Source organism: Cobetia sp. 29-18-1 (assembly GCF_029846405.1).
Taxonomy (GTDB): domain Bacteria; phylum Pseudomonadota; class Gammaproteobacteria; order Pseudomonadales; family Halomonadaceae; genus Cobetia; species Cobetia amphilecti.
Genome location: NZ_JARWKS010000011.1, coordinates 37575 through 55685, shown reverse-complemented (window position 1 = coordinate 55685; position 18111 = coordinate 37575). Strand labels below are relative to the sequence as shown.

Sequence of the window (18111 nt, the reverse complement as noted above, 5' to 3'; positions counted from 1 at the left end):
GGCGGCAAGGGAGGGATGAAGGGGAAAGGGTAAAAGGGGAGGAAGCGCAGGGAGCGCAGAGCGCGCGCCGCGTCGGTGGCGCGAAAGGCGGGCATCGTCTGGCGATCTGTCGGTGACGGACGACAGGGCTTGCCGTGTCTTTCCTCGCTTGGCCGACCGCGCCATCTTCTCGCCCACGCGTTTTTAGGGTTTCATGCAGCCTCATGAGATACGCTGATGGTATCTCGCGTCTTGCTACTGCATCCCTCTCGATGAGCGCAGCACATGACTTACCTACCTTTCTCTGCGGACTGGCTGACTGGCGGAGTGCGTGGCCTGCCACGCCTGTCTTCGAGGGCCTGGGCCTGGCCGCGGCGCTCGTGGCGCCTGAGCCCTCTTCGTCTGGACTCTGTCCATCCGGGCTCTGTTCGTCTGGTCAGCGCTACCTTGCTGCTAGTGATGGGGCTGGGCTCGATGGCGCAGGCGGCGCGGCTGGATGATGAGCTGCTGGCCCGTGACAGGACCCATCAGATGCCGGACCTGCGGCCCTATCCCGCGGGCAACCAGCGCAAGGTCGCATTCTTCGAGCTGATGATTCCGCTGGTGGTGGCCGAGAACCAGCGCATCGCCGAGCAGCGCGACTGGTTGCTGGCGATGCGCAAGCGCGCCGGTGACGGAGGGCGTGACTACAGCGAGCGCGAGCAGGAGCGCCTCAATGGCCTGTGTGACCAGGCCAATCTGCCCTGCGATGTGACTCGCGAGGACATCGGCGTCAGCTGGACGCGCCTGCTGCTGCGCATCGATACCCTGCCGCTGGACATGGTGCTGGTGCAGGCCATCGAGGAGTCGGGCTGGGGGACGTCGGGCCATGCCCGTGAGGGCAACAATCTATTCGGCATGCGCTGCTTCTCGCGTGGCTGCGGTATCGGGCCGCCGGGGCGTGAATATCGGCGCTTCGAGAGCCTGGAGGCCGGCATCGCCGCCTATTTCGACAACCTCAATTCCCAGCGCAGCTATTCCGAGCTACGTGAGCTGCGCGGGCGTCTGCGCAACGCGGGCCAGCCGGTGCGCGCCGAAGACCTCATCCCGACGTTGAGTGCCTACTCGACGCGGGGCAACGCCTACTTCACTACGCTCTATGATCTGTTGCGCTGGAATCGTGGCCTGATGCGTACCGTGCGTGAGCGCCTCGCGGCCAATGGCGCGCTGTCCTAGTCATGATCGCGCAGCGAAGGTCTTGCCCCCCGCGCTGACAGGGGGGATCATGCCGCCATGCATCTGAGCAATGATCAACGGCGAATTCTCGCCCATCCCTTTCCCTCGCGCCTGCGCGATCGCACGCCGGCCAACAGCGCCGAGCACAGCGATTGCGTGGTGGTGCGTGCCTGTGCCGGCAGCGGCAAGACCGTGCTGATGGTCGAGCTGGCGCGTACCTATGCCGACGAGACCCTCATCTACACCTCGCTCAACCCGGCGGTGGCCGGGCGGACCGCCAGTCAGCTGCCCGCCAATGTTCAGTCGCTGTCGCTGCATCAGCTGGCGCGTCAGGCCTTGATGGAGGAGTACGGCGACAAGCTCAAGCGGCAGCCCGACATCACGCGCCGTCTGGCGCCGCAGAGTCTCAGCTGGCTGGGCAGTCTTTCCAGTCAGTCGCGCAGCCTGATCGCCCAGGGCCTGAACACCTTCTTCGCCGAGAGCGATGCGGTGCCGATGCCTGAGCACCTGCCTGAAGGCGTGGCACAACGGCTGAGCGCCAATGAGCTGCGCCAGCTGGTCGAGAGCATGCGGCTGGTGTGGGAGTGCCTGCTGGACCCCGCCGATCACCAGCAGAGCCTGTCGTTCAACGCCTTGCTCAAGCTGTGGTCGCAGCATGGCCAGTCGCTGGAGGCCGACCTGGTGATGCTGGATGAGGCGCAGGACGCCACGCCAGCGTTGCTGGCCATGTTGCGTCGCCAGCGCTGCGACCTGCTGCTGATCGGCGACCCGCATCAGAGCCTGTCGCGTCAGGTGGAAGGCATGAGCTCGCTGGATTCGCCGCTGCTGGCCGATGCCACCGTCTACTCGCTGCCCGGCGCCTGGCGCTTCGGGCCGGCATTGGCGGCGCTGGGCACGCGGCTGGCGGCCTGTTCGCCCACCGCCCGCGAGCAGGCCATGAGCGGCCTCGGCCCGGCGACCCGTCTGGCGCTGCCTGCGGTGCGTGAGGCATTGCTGCACTCCGGCAAGCGCCATGCGGTGATCAGTGCCGGCCCGGTGGCGGCGCTGGGTGAGGCGCTGTCACTGCATCAGCGCGGCATCGCGGTGGCCTGGCTGGACGGCATCGAAGGCTATCCGCTGGCGGGGCTGCTGGATCACTGGCGGCTCTGGCGCGCACATCAGATGGCCGAGCAGGGCGACAGCGCGAGTCAGCGTGAGTGGTGGCGACTGCTGCCTCCCTCCCTGACACGGCTTGGTCAGACCCCGGCGCAGGTGCTGGGAGCTCTGACGCGTCTCGATGATCATCAGGCGCGCAGCCTGCATGAGCTGGCCTCCTGGTATGCCCAGGCGCCGCTGGATCAATGGATCGGTGAGCTGCGCAAGCACGATGGCGACCTGCAGGCCGCCATCGTCAGTGCTCACTCGCGGGGGCAGTCGGTCGAGCTGCCCACTGTCATGCTGGGGACGGTGTTCCGCGCCAAGGGTCTCGAATTTGATTGCGTGGTGCTGGCCGATGATCTGGCATTGCCAAGCGCGCGCCAGCAATTGCCCAATCAGGTGCTGGTCACCAATCTCAGCTACACCGCCGCTACGCGGGCACGCCAGCTGCTGGTGCTCAATGAACGCCTGAGCCACTGGTGGCAGGCGCAGGGCGAGAGTGAGCGCTTCCCTCTGCTCGAGGCACTGCCGCAGGCCTGGCTGAGCGAGTCCACGCATGGCGTGCAGGCGCCGCACCCGTGGTGGGGCAAGGCACGCCTGTCGGAGTTGGCGCTGACACCGCGCAAGCGCCTGCTGCTGCGCCGGCATGAGACCTCGCTTGAGGGCACGTCTGCCACGGTGTCACCCGCAGCTGGCACGCGCGATCAGGCGCCAGCCTCGGGCGGCCCTGCCAGTCATGCTCAGCACCTGGGCCATGATCAGCACCTGGGCCATGCCCGGGGCTCCGACGATGCCCTGCAGGCGCTCAAGCGTCAGGCACGCACCGACACGACGGCGCGCAAGCTGTATGAAATGGCCAGCAAGCTGCCGCCCGGACGACCCTCCGGCGGCCTGCGCAGCCTGTTGACCCCGAGCGACGCCGCGTCCACTTCTTCCCCCAGCGAGTCGCCGACCCCCGGCGGCCCGACGGAGCCTCTTGATGAGTGAGTTTGCCCCTACGCCCGCCGCGCACGTGCACGACCTGGCGGCGCTGCGCTTCAACAATCGCTATGCCCGCCTGCCGGAGCACTTCTTCACGCGTGTCGCCCCGCAGCAGCGACACGGCACGCGCCTTGCCGATGTGAGTCCTGACTGCGCCCGCCTGCTGGGGCTGGAGGCGCCCTTGACCTCCGACGCTTCCAGCGAGGAGGCGCTCGAGCAGCTGCGCCTCCTGATGGCCGGTGAGCAGTTGCTGCCGGGCATGGACGCATTGGCCCAGAAATACACTGGCCATCAGTTCGGTCATTACAATCCGCAGCTTGGCGACGGGCGAGGCATTCTGCTCGGCGAGCTTGAGACCGACCACGGCAAGACCTTCGATCTGCATCTCAAGGGCGCCGGGCGTACGCCTTACTCGCGCTTCGGCGATGGTCAGGCGGTGGTGCGCTCCAGCGTGCGTGAGTATCTGGCCAGCGAGTACATGGCGGCGCTGGGCATTCCCACCAGTCGCGCACTGGCGCTGGCGGTGAATGCCGAGCGGGTCCAGCGCGAGACCGTCGAGCCCGGCGCTACCGTGTTGCGCGTCTGCGAGAGCCACCTGCGCTTCGGGCACTTCGAGTGGCTGGCCCACTCCGGCCGGCATGAAGACCTCAAGACGCTGATCGATCACGCCCTGCGGGAGCATTTTTCAGAATGTCTGTCTGAGCGTCTGCCAGCGGCAGGCCAGCCGCTTGCAGACCAGCCCCTCACAGACCAGGTGCGTGTGACCGCTGCGCTGGCCATGTTCGAGACAGTGATCACTCGCACCGCAAAACTGATCGCGGCCTGGCAGGCCTACGGCTTCGTGCATGCGGTGATGAACACCGACAACATGTCGCTGCTGGGGCTGACCTTCGATTACGGGCCCTACGCCTTCCTCGATGGCTATGAAGAGAACCTGGTGCCGAATCATACCGATCAGGCCGGGCGCTATGGTTTCGCCCAGCAGCCGGGCATCGGGCTATGGAATCTGGAGCGACTGGGGATCGCGCTGTCGCCGCTGATCGATGTCGACGCGCTCTCCGCTGCGCTGGGCGCCTACGAGGGCGAGTTGCAGCGCGAATATGCCCGCCTGATGCGTGCGCGCCTCGGGTTGCCGGATGCGCGCGATGAGGACATGACGCTGGTGCAGCAGTGGCGCGAGCTGCTGGCGGCCGGCAAGGTCGACCACACCCATGCCTACCGTCTGCTCAGTCATTGGGATGTCACGCAGCCCGCGCCGGAAACACTGGTCGTGCGCCTGGCGGGGGAGCGTGGCCCGCATGGCAACTCGACCCAGGCGCGCGATGAAGCCTCGGCGTGGCTTGAGCGCTATCAGGCGCGCGTCATGGCCATCGGGCTCTCCGCCGAGGATGAGCGCCAGCGTCGTCTGGCCATGCTCGGCTGCAATCCGCTCTATGTGCCGCGCACGCATCTGCTGCTGGAGGTGATCGCACGGGTCGAGCAGGGTGATGACACTACCCTCAAGGCCTTGCGTCAGCGTTTGACGGCGCCTTTCTTCCGCCCCGAGGAGGGCAGTCTGGAGGCGGCGCTGGCGCTGGGGCAGGCGCAGGGCGTCGCTGCCGAACTCGTCGATGACTGGACACGGCCACCGGCGGCGAATGCTGCGCCGATCTGCATGAGTTGCTCGTCCTGAGCGGTTCTGCCAGAGCGGCTCTCATTGAGGGGGCTGAACTGCTGCGCTGACAGCGCAAGCCATGGCCGAGCATCCGCTTGGCGCAATGCAGGAAACACGCGCTGACACTCAAGTCATCGTCACGAAAATGGGATACTGCTGCGGCGGTATCCCATTTTTCATGGCAGACGCTGTGGCAGCCATAAGCTCGAGATTATGCGATACATAACACAAAGCTGAGCTATTCTTGGTGGGGTGCCTTTTGTAAACTCATTGCAAATCAGTCACTTGGTAGTGTCGCAAGGCGCCTGTCAGCATAAGGCAGCTGTTATGGCTGCCATAACGATAGCTTTATGCTTGATTTTATTGCTTTTTTTGCAATGCAGCGCTTGACCCTGATGCACCGACAAGAAAAGACTGATGCTGGACACTCATCGTGTCGCGGGTGATGTCAGGCCTTCTGGCCATGCGTGAGTCACGGCTTGCGATTCAGGCAAGTCTCACCTGTGACAGGCAATAACGTCGCTGAAAGCGCCTCCGGCAGGCAGGATGGCGCGAATCAGCGCTCAACAGGAACGACGCCATGAACCTTTCAAGGCTGGCAGCCTCAGGCATGAACACGGACGTGAAACGAGGTGCGCGATGCTGAATATTCTAGTCGTGCGCGAGATGCGTGCACCGGACCTGGTGACACCCGACGAGGGCGTGAGCAGCACACTGGCGCGCGGGGAATGCCGCGTCGCGCTGGACCCGGTGACGGCCGGCAAGCTCGCGCGTCATCTGGACAGCAGCGTCAGTGACACCAGCGATGCCATCGTGCACGTGGAGAGCGGTGCCGGACGTCACGCACACTTCGACGATGCGGCCTACGCCGCCCAGGCTGGGGTGGCGGTCGTCGCCGAGGCCGATATCGCTGCAGCGCGTGCCGCGGCGGATCTCGTGCTGTGCGTGCGTACGCCCAGCGAGTCACAGATCAGCGAGTTGCGTGAAGGCGCGGTGGTGGTGGCATTGATGACGCCGTACCAGAACCCGCAGCTGATCAGCAAGCTTGCCAGCCAGGGGCTGACCAGCCTGTGCATGGAATTCGTGCCGCGTATCTCGCGCGCCCAGAGCATGGACGCCCTGTCCTCGCAGGCAGGTGTCGCGGGCTATCACGCCGCGCTGCTGGCGGCCAATGAGTCCTCGGTATTCTTCCCGATGCTGACGACTGCCGCCGGGACCGTGCGTCCGGCGCGTGTCGTGGTGGTCGGTGCCGGCGTCGCGGGCCTGCAGGCCATCGCGACCGCCAAGCGTCTCGGCGCCCAGGTGTGGGCCTATGACATCCGCGCTGCCGCGCGTGAGCAGGTCGAATCGCTGGGCGCCAAGATGATCGATACCGGCGTCGATGCCTCCGGCGAGGGCGGCTACGCCCGCGAGCTGACCGATGACGAGCGCGCCCAGCAGGCCGATGCGCTGGCACGTCACATGGGCGATGCGCATGTGGTGATCTCCACCGCCGCGATTCCGGGGCGTCCGTCGCCGCGCATCATCAGTCGCGAGATGGTCGAGGGCATGAAGCCCGGCGCCGTGCTGGTCGATCTCGCCGCCGAAGGCGGTGGCAACTGCGAACTGACCGAGCCCGGCAAGCGTGTCGAGCACGCCGGCGTCACGGTACTCGGCCCGCTGGACATGGCCTCGAGCCTGGCGGTCAATGCCAGCGAGATGTACGCCAAGAACCTCTTCAACCTGCTGACCCCCTTCATGAAGGACGGCGAACTGACGCTGGACTTCGAGGATGCGGTGCTCGGCCCGATGCGTCTGACCGATGGCGGCCGCATTACCCACGATGACGTACGCGCTCGCGCGGAGGACGCCGCATGATCGAAGGACTTTCTGCCGTATACATCCTGATGCTGGCGGCCTTCGTCGGCTACGAGGTCATCTCGCGCGTGCCGGTGATTCTGCACACGCCCCTGATGTCCGGTTCCAACTTCATCCACGGCATCGTGCTGGTCGGGGCGATGATCGCCCTCGGCCAGGCCGAGACCGGCATGCAGCAGTTCATCGGCTTCATCGCCGTGCTGCTGGGCGCCGGCAACGCGGTCGGCGGTTATGTGGTCACCGAGCGCATGCTGGAAATGTTCAAGACCAGTGATCGCAGCAAGGGCACAGACGCTGCCAATGGCATCAACGACAAGGAGGCTCGCTGATGAACTGGCTGGTCGAAACAGGGTATTTCGCGGCTGCGGTGGTCTTCATCCTCGGCCTCAAGCGCATGTCACATCCTTCCACTGCACGCAGCGGCATCCATTGGGCCGGTATCGCGATGGTCGTGGCCACGCTGCTCACCTTCCTGCATCCGCAGATTGATGGTCGTTATGGCCTGATGCTGCTGGCCATCGTCATCGGTGGCGGTATCGCCTGGTATTCCGGCAACAAGGTCGAGATGACCGACATGCCGCAGATGATCGCCATCTATAACGGCATGGGCGGCGGTGCGGCAGCGGCGATCGCCGCGGTCGAGCTGATGCGCATGAGCGACAACCCGGCACTGATCGAGCAGCACGGCTCGCTGGCGCTGTGGCTCGGTGTGCTCGGGGCGATGATCGGTGCGGTGGCCTTCTCCGGTTCCATCGTGGCCTGGGCCAAGCTGGATGGGCGCCTCAAGAAGGCGTTCAACTTCCCGAGTCAGCAGCTGATCAACATGATCGTGCTCGGCCTGACGGTCTATCTGGGTGTCGTGATCGCGGCGGTGGAACCATCAAGCTCGCTGGTGCTGGTGTTCTTCGCGCTCGCGTTGCTGTTCGGCGCGATGCTGGCACTGCCCATCGGTGGCGCCGACATGCCGGTGATCATCTCGCTGTTCAATGCGCTGACCGGCCTTGCGGTAGCGATGGAAGGCTTCGTGCTCGGCAATGCCGCGATGATCATCGCCGGTACTGTCGTCGGGGCGGCCGGTACGCTGCTGACCCAGCTGATGGCCAAGGCCATGAATCGTCCGATCCGCAACGTGCTGTTCAAGCAGTTCGGGGGCGCATCAGGTGTCGAGCAGGGCGAGATCGAGGGCAGCATGAAGGCTTCCGATCCGATGGACGCCGCCGTGCAGCTGGCCTTCGCCGAGCGCGTCATCATCGTGCCGGGCTACGGCATGGCGGTGGCACAGGCACAGCACAAGGTCTGGGAGATGGTCGAGCTGCTGGGTGAGCGTGGCGTCGAAGTGCGCTTCGCGATCCACCCGGTCGCCGGTCGCATGCCGGGTCACATGAACGTGCTGCTGGCGGAAGCCGGCGTGCCCTACGACATGATCGCGGACCTGGACGAGATCAACAACGACTTCGAGACCACCGACGTCACGCTGGTCATCGGTGCCAATGACGTGGTCAATCCGGTCGCCAAGAACGACGCCTCAAGCCCGCTGTACGGCATGCCGATCCTCAACGCCGACCAGTCACGCAACGTGCTGGTGATCAAGCGCGGTCAGGGTTCCGGCTTCTCGGGTGTCGAGAACCACCTCTTCTATCTTGACCACACACGCATGGTGTATGGCGATGGTCAGAAAGTTGTTGGCGACATGATCACGGCCCTCAAGACGCTGTGATCTGACGCCTCGGCGTGATGGGGCAAGTCTGCCGCCATCACGCCAGTGCCGAACAGACCGGCAATTTCTGCGCCTCAGGGGGCAGGAATTGCCGGTTTTTTTATGCATATCGAGAGTTCATGCGTATCGATGGTGCATGCCGGTAGATTGCTTGCGAGGCGCGCATGGCAGGTACGTCACTCAGGCGCGTCACTCAGGTACGTCACGCGGGCGCAGCCCCCTGCGTTGGCCACGAGGTCTGCGCAGACATCTCTTGTTCAGCATTCTCTGACAAACTATGAGTACAATGCCTGCCATTCACTGAGCACATCGTCATCCAAGGAGTCAGCATGTCTGCCACTACCCCTTCACCTCGTCGGGCCATTCGTGATCGCGAGGTAAGCGAAACGACCCCTCAGGCGGTGGGACTCAATGTCTGCGTGCTGGGTGGCGGCAGCTTCGGGACCGCGATCGCCTCGATTGCCGCCGACAATGGTGCCAGCGTCACCCAGTGGATGCGTGATGCCAGCCAGGCCGAGGAGGTCAACACCCGGCACCGCAATTCGGGCTATCTGCCGGGCTTCGAGATCAATGCCTCGGTGCGTGCCACCACCGACATGGCCGATGCACTGGCCGAGGCCGAGCTGGTGTGCGTGGCGATTCCCTCCAAGGCCTTCCGCACGGTGGTCCGTCAGGCGCGCGCTCACCTGCGTGAAGGGCAGATACTGGTGGCCACCACCAAGGGCATCGAGAGCGAAGGCTTCACCCTGATGAGCGAGGTGCTGGAGCAGGAAACAGGCTTCACGCACATCGGCGTGCTGTCTGGCCCCAACCTGGCGGCCGAGATCGCCCAGCGGCAGCTGACGGCCACGGTGATCGCCTCCGATGATGCTTACACCCGCGCTCGCGTGCAGACGGCCTTCGGCTGCGACTATTTCCGTGTCTACGCCAGCAATGACCGCTACGGCGTCGAGCTGGGCGGGGCGCTGAAGAACATCTACGCCATCGCGGCCGGCATGGCCGCGGCCCTTGGCATGGGCGAGAACACCCGCGCCATGCTGATGACCCGCGCGCTGGCCGAGATGAGCCGCTTCGCGGTGGCCAAGGGCGCCAATCCGATGACCTTCCTCGGCCTTGCCGGCGTGGGCGATCTGATCGTGACCTGCTCCTCGCCGTTGTCGCGCAACTATCGGGTCGGCTACGCGCTGGGAGAAGGGCGCACCCTCGAGCAGGCGGTCGAGGTGCTGGGCCAGGTCGCCGAGGGTGTCAACACCGTACGATTGGTGCAGGATGAATCCGAGCGGCTGGGCATCTACATGCCGCTGGTCAGTGGCATGGCCAAGGTGCTGTTCGAGAATGTCGACCCGCATCACATGGCCCGCGCGCTGATGGGCGGTGAGCAATCCAGCGATGTGGAATTCGTGCTGTCGCGTGAGTCGGTGCAGCAGGCGCGGCAGTTGGAACCCGACGGCTCCTGAGGACTCATAGCAGGTAGCGGGTGATGGAGCGTGTTTCGCCATCCCCTTGTCTGACTCGTGCAACGCTCCGGTTGGCGAGTCCTGGTCATCGGCCGCAGCGACAGAGCGAGTGATGTAGCGCTTGCGCTGCGGCGGTCATCTTTTCAGGAGAATGTCATGAGTGTACTGATCATGCGTCACGGTGAGGCCCAGGTCGGCACGCCGGACCCCAGCCGCGAATTGAGTGAATATGGCCGCGAAGAGGCGCGCCGCATCGGGCGCTGGTTGGCCCATCAGCTGCCCGCCGAGCGTCGTGCGCGGCTGACGCTGGTCGTCAGTCCGTTCACCCGCGCCCAGCAGACCGCCCAGGAGATCTCCTCGGCGCTGGAGCTGAGTGGTGAGCAGCAGACCACGCTCGAGATCATCACTCCGGACGACCCGCTGACGCCGGTACTCGACTGGCTGCAGACCCATGTGCCGCCCACCTCTGAAGGGCGCGAGCCGCGTGACTGGCTGATCATCAGCCACAATCCGCTGGTCTCGAATCTGGCCAGCGCCCTGGTCGATGGCCCCGGCAGCACCCAGTTGGCCTTTGCCACCGCAAGTCTTGCCTGGCTGGACGCCGATGTCTGGGCCGCTGGCCTGGCGGATCTACACCAGTTCGTGAGCCCGGCGGAGTTGGCGTAAGTCACGCGCGGTGGTCATGAGCCACAACCATTGAGCCGCAACCATTGAGCCACAACGAAACGCCCCCGCCAGTCTGCACTGGCGGGGGCGTTTCGTTTTGACATGCAGCCAGACCGCTGCTGCTTGATCAGACCGCTGCTACTTGATCAGACCGCTGCTGCTAGACCAGACCGCTCAGCTTGAGCACGAAGATGCCTGCCGTGATGGTGATGCCCGCCATCAGGGTGCTGATGGCGATGATGTTGGCGGCCAGGCGGTCATTGCCGCCCATCGCCCGCACCATCACGAAGCTTGCCGCCGCCGTCGGCGAGGCGAAGAACAGGAACAGCACCCCGAGTTCGGTACCGCGAAAGCCCAGCAGCACGGCGACGGTGGTCGCCAGCAGCGGCACGCTGATCATCTTCATCAGGCTGGCGCTCAGCGCCAGCTTGCGGCCTTCACGCAGCGAGCGCATCGACAGGGTGCCGCCTATGCAGATCAATGCCAGCGGCAGCGTCATGCGCGCGAAGTAGTCGCCGGAGGTCTCCAGCCACTCGGGCAGCTGCCAGCTGAAGGCCGCGAAAGGCAGGGCGGCCAGCACGCCGAGAATCAACGGGTTGGTGATGATGCCGCGCGCGATGCCACTCCAGCTGGTGCGGCCATCGCCGAGATAGCTCGACAGCACCACCACCGACAGCATGTTGTAGGACAGGATGACGACGCCCATCAGGATGCCGCCCATCGAGAGGCCGAGATCGCCGTAGAGGTTGGCGGCCAGTGCCAGCCCGACGATGGCGCAGTTGCCGCGAAACGAGCCCTGTACCACCTCGCCGCGTTCCTTTCTCGGCACGCGCAGGATCGCCCAGCCCCACAGCAGCAGGAAGGTGCCCAGTGTCGCCAGCGCGAAGTAGGTCAGCATGCCCGGGCGCAGGGCGTGATCCAGGTCCGCGCGCACGATGGAGAGGAAGACCAGCGCCGGCATGGTGCCCTTGAACACCAGCGATGAGGCGGTGCCGATGAAGGTGTCATCGATCCAGCCGAGGCGTTTGAGGCCCAGGCCCAGAAATACCATCGCAAAGACCGGAACGGTGACGTTCAGGGTCGCGACGAACAGCGCCAGCATGTCGTTCATGAAGTAGTCTCGCTCATTTCCGCCCTTGTCCTGTGAGTGTTGCGGTCTGTCTGGTGAGGCTTTTGGTCAGCGCCTGACGAGCGTCGCGCGACCGCGGCGGCCCGTTGCGAACTGTCGTGTCAGTCCCGTCGTGAACTGCCGCGGCGGCCTGGCTCAGGCCAGCCAGAAACCCGTGATCAAGGCCGCTGCCAGCAAGGCCCAGAACAGGCCGTTGCGCAGGCGGGTATCGCGACGCGGCCTGGAAGACGGCGAGGAGGTGGCGGACTGCTTGTCATGCTTGGGCATCGAGGGGTCCTGTCCAGCAAGGTGAAATATTGGCTCAGCGAATGAAGGCTCAGCGGGAGAAGGCTCAACGTGTGAAGGCTCTGGCGGGCAGACGGCCGGCCAGCAAGGCGCTCTGACAACAGCGCGTGCCTGTCATCCGCCCAGCATATCAGGCTTTCCTTAGACTTAGGGATAGTCGTTCAGCTCGGGCATCAGCCCCGGTGCTAGTTCCGCTATCAGCTCTGGTATCAGGTCGCGTTGATCGCATGCTGCCAACCAGGGGCGCGGGCGGGCGTAGTGATCGAGAATGCAGGCGCCGAGATCTGCCTTGAGGGCCGGCAAAGGGCGGAATAGACGCCATAACCGCGCGAGTGGCGACTGTGCGCGCACTCCTGCTTGGCGAGCGCAGGCTGTCCGCTTACCCTGTGCGCTGCATTGTCATCTGTCACGGTTAACTGCCGGGGCCACGGTTATCTTCCGGCCTCATGATCACCTGCCGGAACCATCAGCCCCGGCAGCGCATTGCCCCTATCAAGAAAAGTACAAGGAGCGGGTATCTTGCAGGACCCATACACGACCTCTGCGTCATCTTCTGATGCGACTCCCTCTGGCGCGACGCCCTCTGACGCGACGCCCTCTGCAGCGACTCGCTCTGCGGCAACTCGCTCTGCTGCAGCTCCCGCGCGCGCGTCTGCCGAGCCGTCCGCCTCTCCAGCGCTGTTGGTCAGTCGTGGGCTCGGGCGTCAATTTGGCCAGCAACAGGCCGTCACCGGGCTGACCTTCACGGCCTCGCGTGGCGAGGTCATCGGTCTGCTGGGTCCCAATGGTGCCGGCAAGACCACCAGTCTGCGCATGCTGGCGGGCACGCTCGCCGCCACCCAGGGCCAGCTGGAGCTGGAAGGCGAAGCCTTCGATGGTCGCGCCAGTCAGCGCCAGCTCAACCGCCTCAAGCGTCGTATCGGCTATCTGCCGGAGGGCGCGCCCCTGTGGCCGCAGCTGACGGTGCGCGAGAGCCTCGAGTGCGTGGCAGGTCTGCATGGGTTGTCGCGCAAGGTGCGCAATGATCGCCTTGCGGCATTGATGGATCGCCTGGATATCACGCCTTTCGCCAATCAATTGTGCGCTGTGTTATCCAAAGGCTATCGTCGTCGTGTGGCGCTGGCGATGGCGTTGACCCATGATCCGGACATCCTGCTGCTCGATGAGCCCACCGATGGGCTGGACCCGCTGCAGAAGGACAGCGTGCGCGCCTTCATTCGTGAGCTGGGTCGCGAGCGACTGATCATCGTCTCCACCCATCTGCTGGAGGAAGTGCCTCGCATCTGTGACCGCGTACTGGTCATGGCCAATGGCCAGCTGGGCTTTGATGATACGCCGGAGGCGCTGGCAGCGACCTCCGTCAGCGAAGGCATTCTGGGCGGCAGCCGTTCGCGCTATGGCGCGGGGTATGGCGCGAGTTCCAGCCTGCCGGTATGGCGAGTGACGCTGAGCCGGGCCCTGAGCGTGCGCGAGCTGGCCAGTGTCTCGCGTCTGCCGGGCGTGGCGGCCATCACGCCCGTCAAGCCCGGCGATGCCATGGCGCGTGACAAGTCGCCGCTGGTGGTCTCGACCGGCGCCGTGCTGCGTCTGGCCGGGCGTCTCCACCAGGACCCGCGCCCCGCGCTGGCACGCTGGTGCAGCTACATGGAAATCCGCCTCGATGAATGCGTCCACGAACGGGGTGATATCGAGGTCGCGTTCCGCCAGCTGGTGACGCGCATGGCGGAGCAGCCCTCGCCGCTGCCGATGCGCAAGCAGACACCGCGCGCAGATCAGGAGGTGTCGTCATGAGGGCCGTTCTCGCGCTGGTCCGCCGTGACCTGCATCAGGCACTGACGCAGGGTGCCAGCTGGTCGCTGCTGGTGGTGATGGCGGTGCTGGCCCCGCTGGGGGCCTTCGAGGTGGGCGATCTGCTGGCACGTGATCGCGCCGATCTTGGCTCGCTGTGGCAGGTGTTGCCCTGGCTGCTGGTGCTGTGGACGCCGCTGCTGGCCCTGCGTGGCTGGCCGGAAGAGCGTGCCAACGGCCTGCTCGAATGGCTGTCCGGCCTCGGGCTGGGGTCGTGGCGACTGGCCAGCGCACGCCTGATCAGTGCCAGCGTGCTGGGCTGGCTGGGGCTTGCGATGACGGCGCCGCTGGTGGTGCTGATCCATTGGCTCGGCACGCCGGATCTCGGTCTGATGCTCAGCGGCTATCTGGGTATGGCGCTGCTGGTGATGGCGCTGGCCAGTCTCGGTCAGGCGCTGGCGGTGCGCGCACCTTCTGCGCTGTCGGCGTGGCTCGGGGCGCTGGTGCTGGGCCTGGCGCTGATGCTGCCAGGCACACCCGCGGTGACGAGCCAGCTGGCTCAGCATCTGGCGCCGCACTGGGTGCAGCTGCTCGATCTGATCAGCTTGCCGGCGCATCTGACGCCTTTCAGTGAAGGCCGGCCGACCTGGCTCGATGCCAGCTACTTCCTGCTGCTGACCCTGGCCGGGCTGGTGCTGCAGGCGCGCGGCCTCAGTCAGGAGCGCCATGCACGCAAGCAGGCGCCACAGTGGCTGGTCACGGCGGCGCTGGCGGCTGCGGTCACCGCGCTATTGCTGGCCGGCGTGCGCCTGCCGCCGCTGCTGACGGCCGACGGCCACAACCCGCTCACCCGCGCGCATGATCTGACCGCCACGCGTCAGCACAGTCTGAGCCCCGCCAGTCGTGCGGTGCTCGATGATCTCGAGGCACCGGTGACGCTGACCTTCGCCTACAGCGAACGCTTCGCCGCCGATCTGCCGCAGCTGCGTGAACTGGCGACACGGGTCGAGACGCGTCTGGCCGCCTTCGCGCGTGAGCCGCAGATACGTTTCAAGCGCGTCGACCCTGCGCCGGGCAGTGCCGACTTCGCGGATCTCGAAGCGCAGGGCCTGACCGCACTGTCATTGCCGGGCGGCGAAGAGATGCTGTTCGGGCTGGTGGTGGATGGCCCCTACGCCGAACGCCGCGCCATTCCGCTGCTCAAGGCGGCGGATATCGGCGGGCTGGAAGCGCAGGTGACACGCCAGATCCAGGAGGTCTCGCGCACCGAACCGCCGCGCCTGGGTGTCGTCTCGCGTTTGCCGGTGATGGGCCAACCCAGTCTGGAGCAGGGCAGAGCGCTGGGCAGCTGGGGCCTGATGGAACATCTCAATGCACGTCTGCGCATCGACTGGCTGTCGGCCGGTGATGATGCCGCGCGCCCGATCGCCGATCAGGATGCGTTGCTGGTGATCGCGCCGCGGCTGTTGCCGGTCAAGACGCTGGAGGCCATCACGGCCTATCTCGAGCGTGGCGGCCGGGTGTTGATGCTGGTGGACCCGCTGCCCGAAATGCTCGATCAGCCGGCGCCGGCTTCCGAGGCGCTCACGACATTGCTGGCGCGCGCCGGGCTTGAATCGCGCGCGGGCGAGGTGGTGGCGGATGCGCAGCTGGCCTTGCCGATCGGCTTGCTGGATGGCACGCGTGCGCTGAGTCCGACGTTGCTCGGGCTAGGTGCCGCACAGCTATCGGACGCCGCGCTCAACCTCAATGTCGAGCAACTGGTGATGTCCAGTGCGGGCTGGTTGGCGCCGCTGTCTGATCCAGCACAAGCATCATCGAAAGGCCCAGGGGCGCAAGGCGCGCCGTTACAGTGGCTGATTCGTGGCAGTGATGAGGCGCGCCTGATTCCGGCGGCGCGTGTCCACGACAGCCGCATGGACCCGCGTCCGCTGTCGGGGCTGGCAGGGGAAACACCGCCGGCTGGCGGGCTGGCCGTGCTGGCGCAATGGCCGACAGCGGGCGCCAAGGGTGGCCAGTTGCTGGTGGTCAGCGATGTCGACATGGCCAGTGACCGTCTGTGGCGGCGCACGGCAGCGGATGGCAGCGAGCAGGCCCTCAATGCCAATGCGCGCTGGCTGGAAAATGCCGTGGACCTGCTGGCGGGCAGCCCAGAGCTGGTCGCCCTGCGCGCGCGTGCCCATCAGGTGCGCGAGCTGACGCGTCTGCATCAACTGGCCGATCGTCAGGCCGCCGAGGAGACCCGGCTGCGCAATGACTGGCAGACGCGTCTGAGTGCGCTCGGCGCGACGCCGGTGTCTGGCAAGGCCGAAGCCGCGCAGCAAAGCGACGCCCTTGCGGCGATGCAGCATGACTTCGAGGACGCGCTGTCACGTCAGCAGCGTGAGGCGAATGCCGAGCGTGATGCCCTGCGCCGCGAGCTGCGCCTGTGGACGCTGCTGGCCTTGCCGGTGGCATTGAGCCTGCTTGGCGAGCTGATCTGCTGGCGCCGCTATCGCGCCAGCCGTCGCGCGGGCTATCAGTCGACAGGGCGTCTGTCGGGCCACGGTCAGCCCAGCGGGAAGCGCAACGCAGAACGAGATGTACAGCGCAAGGAACAGCGCAATGAGCAGCGCAATGAGCAGCGCAATGCACAGCACAGCGCCCGCTCCGCGAGTGACGCCGCCACAAGCGCTTCGACAGGCTCGGGCAAGTCAGCCGCAGGCAATGCCGCTTCAGGCAAGGCAGCTTCAGGCAAGGCGGCTTCAGGCAAGACAAGACCGAGCGATACTACCCAGTCGGGAGGTGATTGATGGGGCGCTTCAATCGGACGGGATGGGCACTGACGGCGCTGGTTTCCGTGGCCGCGGTGACGGCGCTCACCGCAGGGCCGTCACTGCTGGAATCGCTGCGCTCAGGCGCCGCCACGGGCGGGACAGACTTAGCCCAGTGGCAAAGTGATTCGTTGATGAGCCAGGCGCTGACGACAGTGACCGCGGGTCAGTCAGGCGTCTTGCAGCCCTTGCCGCTGCTGTCGCAGGTGGCCGCCTCGGCACAGCGTATCGGCATTCGACGTGGCACAGAGGCCAGCCAGGACTGGTTGAGTCTGGCGCGTGGGCCCGCAGGCGACTGGCAGATCACATCATTGGCCGGCTGGCCTGCCCGTCAGGGCAAGGTGGAGGCGCTGGTGAGTCAGCTGGGCGAGGCGCAACTGCGCACGCGCAAGCCGCCCACGGACAAGGCACTTGAGGCGCTGGGCTTCAGCGCGCAGTCACCGCTGCTGAGCGTGAAGGGCAATGGCGCTCAGGTGAGTCTGCAACTGGGCGCCAGGCCCGCGGCGGCAACGCAGCTGAGCGGTGCGGGCAGTGCTGAATTGGCGGGGCGCTACGTGCGGTGGGTGCCGGCGCCCTCGAATGCGAACGTGCAAGGCTCCCACTCTTTGGCTGGCGTGAATGGCGCGCCGCTCTGGGAGCTGACACGCGATATCGGGTTGCCGGATTGGCGCGGCGGCATGGCGCCCAGCGAGGTGCTGGACGTCACCCAGCTACGCAGTGACGCCGCGGTGTACAAGCCGCTGAGTCGCATGGACATCTCGCTGGCGGCGTCTGCTCAAGACGCCTCAGCACGGCAAGCGCCGCTGGTGCGAGGCCTGGCACCTGACAGCGACGCTGCCCATGAGATTCTCGCTGCGCTGTCGCCGCTGACGCAGAATGACCTGCGCCCCCGTGCCTCCACGCCTGAAAGCGGCGCAGCCCAGCCAGACGCCTGGCAGCCCGCCGTGACGCTGACCCTCAACTGGTCGCGCCCCTCGCTCTATTACCGTCAGCATGAGCAGCTCAATGATCGCACCCAGCTGGTGCTGGCCATCGCCGCGGGCAGCAAGCCCTGGGCGCGGCTGACGCTCTCCGGCAAGGGGTGGCCACCTGAACTGGTCGCGCGCTTGAATGCCGTCGAGATACAGGTCAATGGCGCGCTGCGCGATCATCTGCTGGCATTGGGCGCGAGGGCGTTGCAAGACGAGCCCGTTGAGCTCACGGCTGTCGCGGTTCAGGCGGCGCTGGCGGTCAGTCGTGCCTTGGCGTTGCCTGAGGCGGAAGCAGCCGAGCCCAGTACGGAAACAGCCGCTGCGCTGGTGCCGGCGGGCATGGAAGGAGAGTGAGGTGCTCCATGGGCCAAAGGGAGGAGTAGCGCCCATGGGGCGGGGCTGGCATGCTGTTGACTATATTTAAACAACCGTTTGTCTGGGCGCGTCAGGGACGACGGCCCG

Annotated in this window: 13 protein-coding genes; 11 read left to right on the top strand and 2 right to left on the bottom strand. The window is 65.9% G+C overall.

The annotated features are described in order from the left end of the window. The first annotated feature begins 264 nt into the window (after positions 1-264). From QD208_RS10330 to sixA, 8 genes are all read left to right on the top strand, one after another. Positions 265-1194, top strand: a complete 930-nt coding sequence (locus QD208_RS10330; RefSeq protein WP_279836743.1) for a glucosaminidase domain-containing protein — start codon at positions 265-267, stop codon at positions 1192-1194. A 57-nt stretch (positions 1195-1251) separates the two neighbouring features. After that, positions 1252-3318 carry an ATP-dependent helicase gene (locus QD208_RS10325; protein ID WP_279836742.1) on the top strand — a complete coding sequence of 689 codons (2067 nt, stop codon included), beginning with the start codon at positions 1252-1254 and terminating at the stop codon, positions 3316-3318. Continuing rightward, positions 3311-4984: a protein adenylyltransferase SelO family protein gene (locus tag QD208_RS10320; protein WP_279836741.1), complete on the top strand. Its 1674-nt coding sequence runs from the start codon at positions 3311-3313 to the stop codon at positions 4982-4984. Before QD208_RS10325 ends, QD208_RS10320 begins: the two co-directional genes overlap by 8 nt. A 621-nt stretch (positions 4985-5605) precedes the next feature. Beyond that, positions 5606-6823 carry an NAD(P) transhydrogenase subunit alpha gene (locus QD208_RS10315; RefSeq protein ID WP_279836740.1) on the top strand — a complete coding sequence of 406 codons (1218 nt, stop codon included), beginning with the start codon at positions 5606-5608 and terminating at the stop codon, positions 6821-6823. After that, on the top strand, positions 6820-7152 hold the full coding sequence (locus QD208_RS10310; RefSeq protein ID WP_043335532.1) for an NAD(P) transhydrogenase subunit alpha: 333 nt from the start codon (positions 6820-6822) through the stop codon (positions 7150-7152). The genes QD208_RS10315 and QD208_RS10310 overlap by 4 nt, the downstream gene beginning before the upstream one ends. After that, on the top strand, positions 7152-8540 hold the full coding sequence (locus QD208_RS10305) for an NAD(P)(+) transhydrogenase (Re/Si-specific) subunit beta (RefSeq protein ID WP_043335534.1): 1389 nt from the start codon (positions 7152-7154) through the stop codon (positions 8538-8540). The genes QD208_RS10310 and QD208_RS10305 overlap by 1 nt, the downstream gene beginning before the upstream one ends. Positions 8541-8869: 329 nt before the next feature. After that, on the top strand, positions 8870-9997 hold the full coding sequence (locus QD208_RS10300) for an NAD(P)H-dependent glycerol-3-phosphate dehydrogenase (RefSeq protein WP_215824044.1): 1128 nt from the start codon (positions 8870-8872) through the stop codon (positions 9995-9997). Positions 9998-10153: 156 nt separating this feature from the next. After that, complete coding sequence (gene sixA, locus QD208_RS10295; protein WP_279836738.1) at positions 10154-10663, top strand: phosphohistidine phosphatase SixA; 510 nt, start codon at positions 10154-10156, stop codon at positions 10661-10663. Between the two features lie 160 nt (positions 10664-10823). Here the strand turns inward: sixA and QD208_RS10290 are convergent, their stop codons facing one another. Further along, positions 10824-11774, bottom strand: a complete 951-nt coding sequence (locus tag QD208_RS10290) for an AEC family transporter (protein WP_043335541.1) — start codon at positions 11772-11774, stop codon at positions 10824-10826. A 153-nt stretch (positions 11775-11927) separates the two neighbouring features. Further along, entirely contained in the window at positions 11928-12059 is a 132-nt protein-coding gene (locus QD208_RS10285; protein ID WP_263643036.1) for a hypothetical protein, read from the bottom strand. Positions 12060-12596: 537 nt separating this feature from the next. On the opposite strand from QD208_RS10285, the gene QD208_RS10280 reads away from it, so the two are divergent. From QD208_RS10280 to QD208_RS10270, 3 genes are read left to right on the top strand one after another with little or no spacing between them, the layout of a single operon-like run. Next, positions 12597-13868 (top strand): ABC transporter ATP-binding protein, encoded by a 1272-nt coding sequence (locus QD208_RS10280; RefSeq protein ID WP_279836737.1) that lies wholly within the window; start codon positions 12597-12599, stop codon positions 13866-13868. Beyond that, complete coding sequence (locus QD208_RS10275; RefSeq protein ID WP_279836736.1) at positions 13865-16657, top strand: GldG family protein; 2793 nt, start codon at positions 13865-13867, stop codon at positions 16655-16657. The genes QD208_RS10280 and QD208_RS10275 overlap by 4 nt, the downstream gene beginning before the upstream one ends. Next, complete coding sequence (locus QD208_RS10270; RefSeq protein WP_279836735.1) at positions 16657-18003, top strand: hypothetical protein; 1347 nt, start codon at positions 16657-16659, stop codon at positions 18001-18003. Before QD208_RS10275 ends, QD208_RS10270 begins: the two co-directional genes overlap by 1 nt. Positions 18004-18111 lie beyond the last annotated feature (108 nt).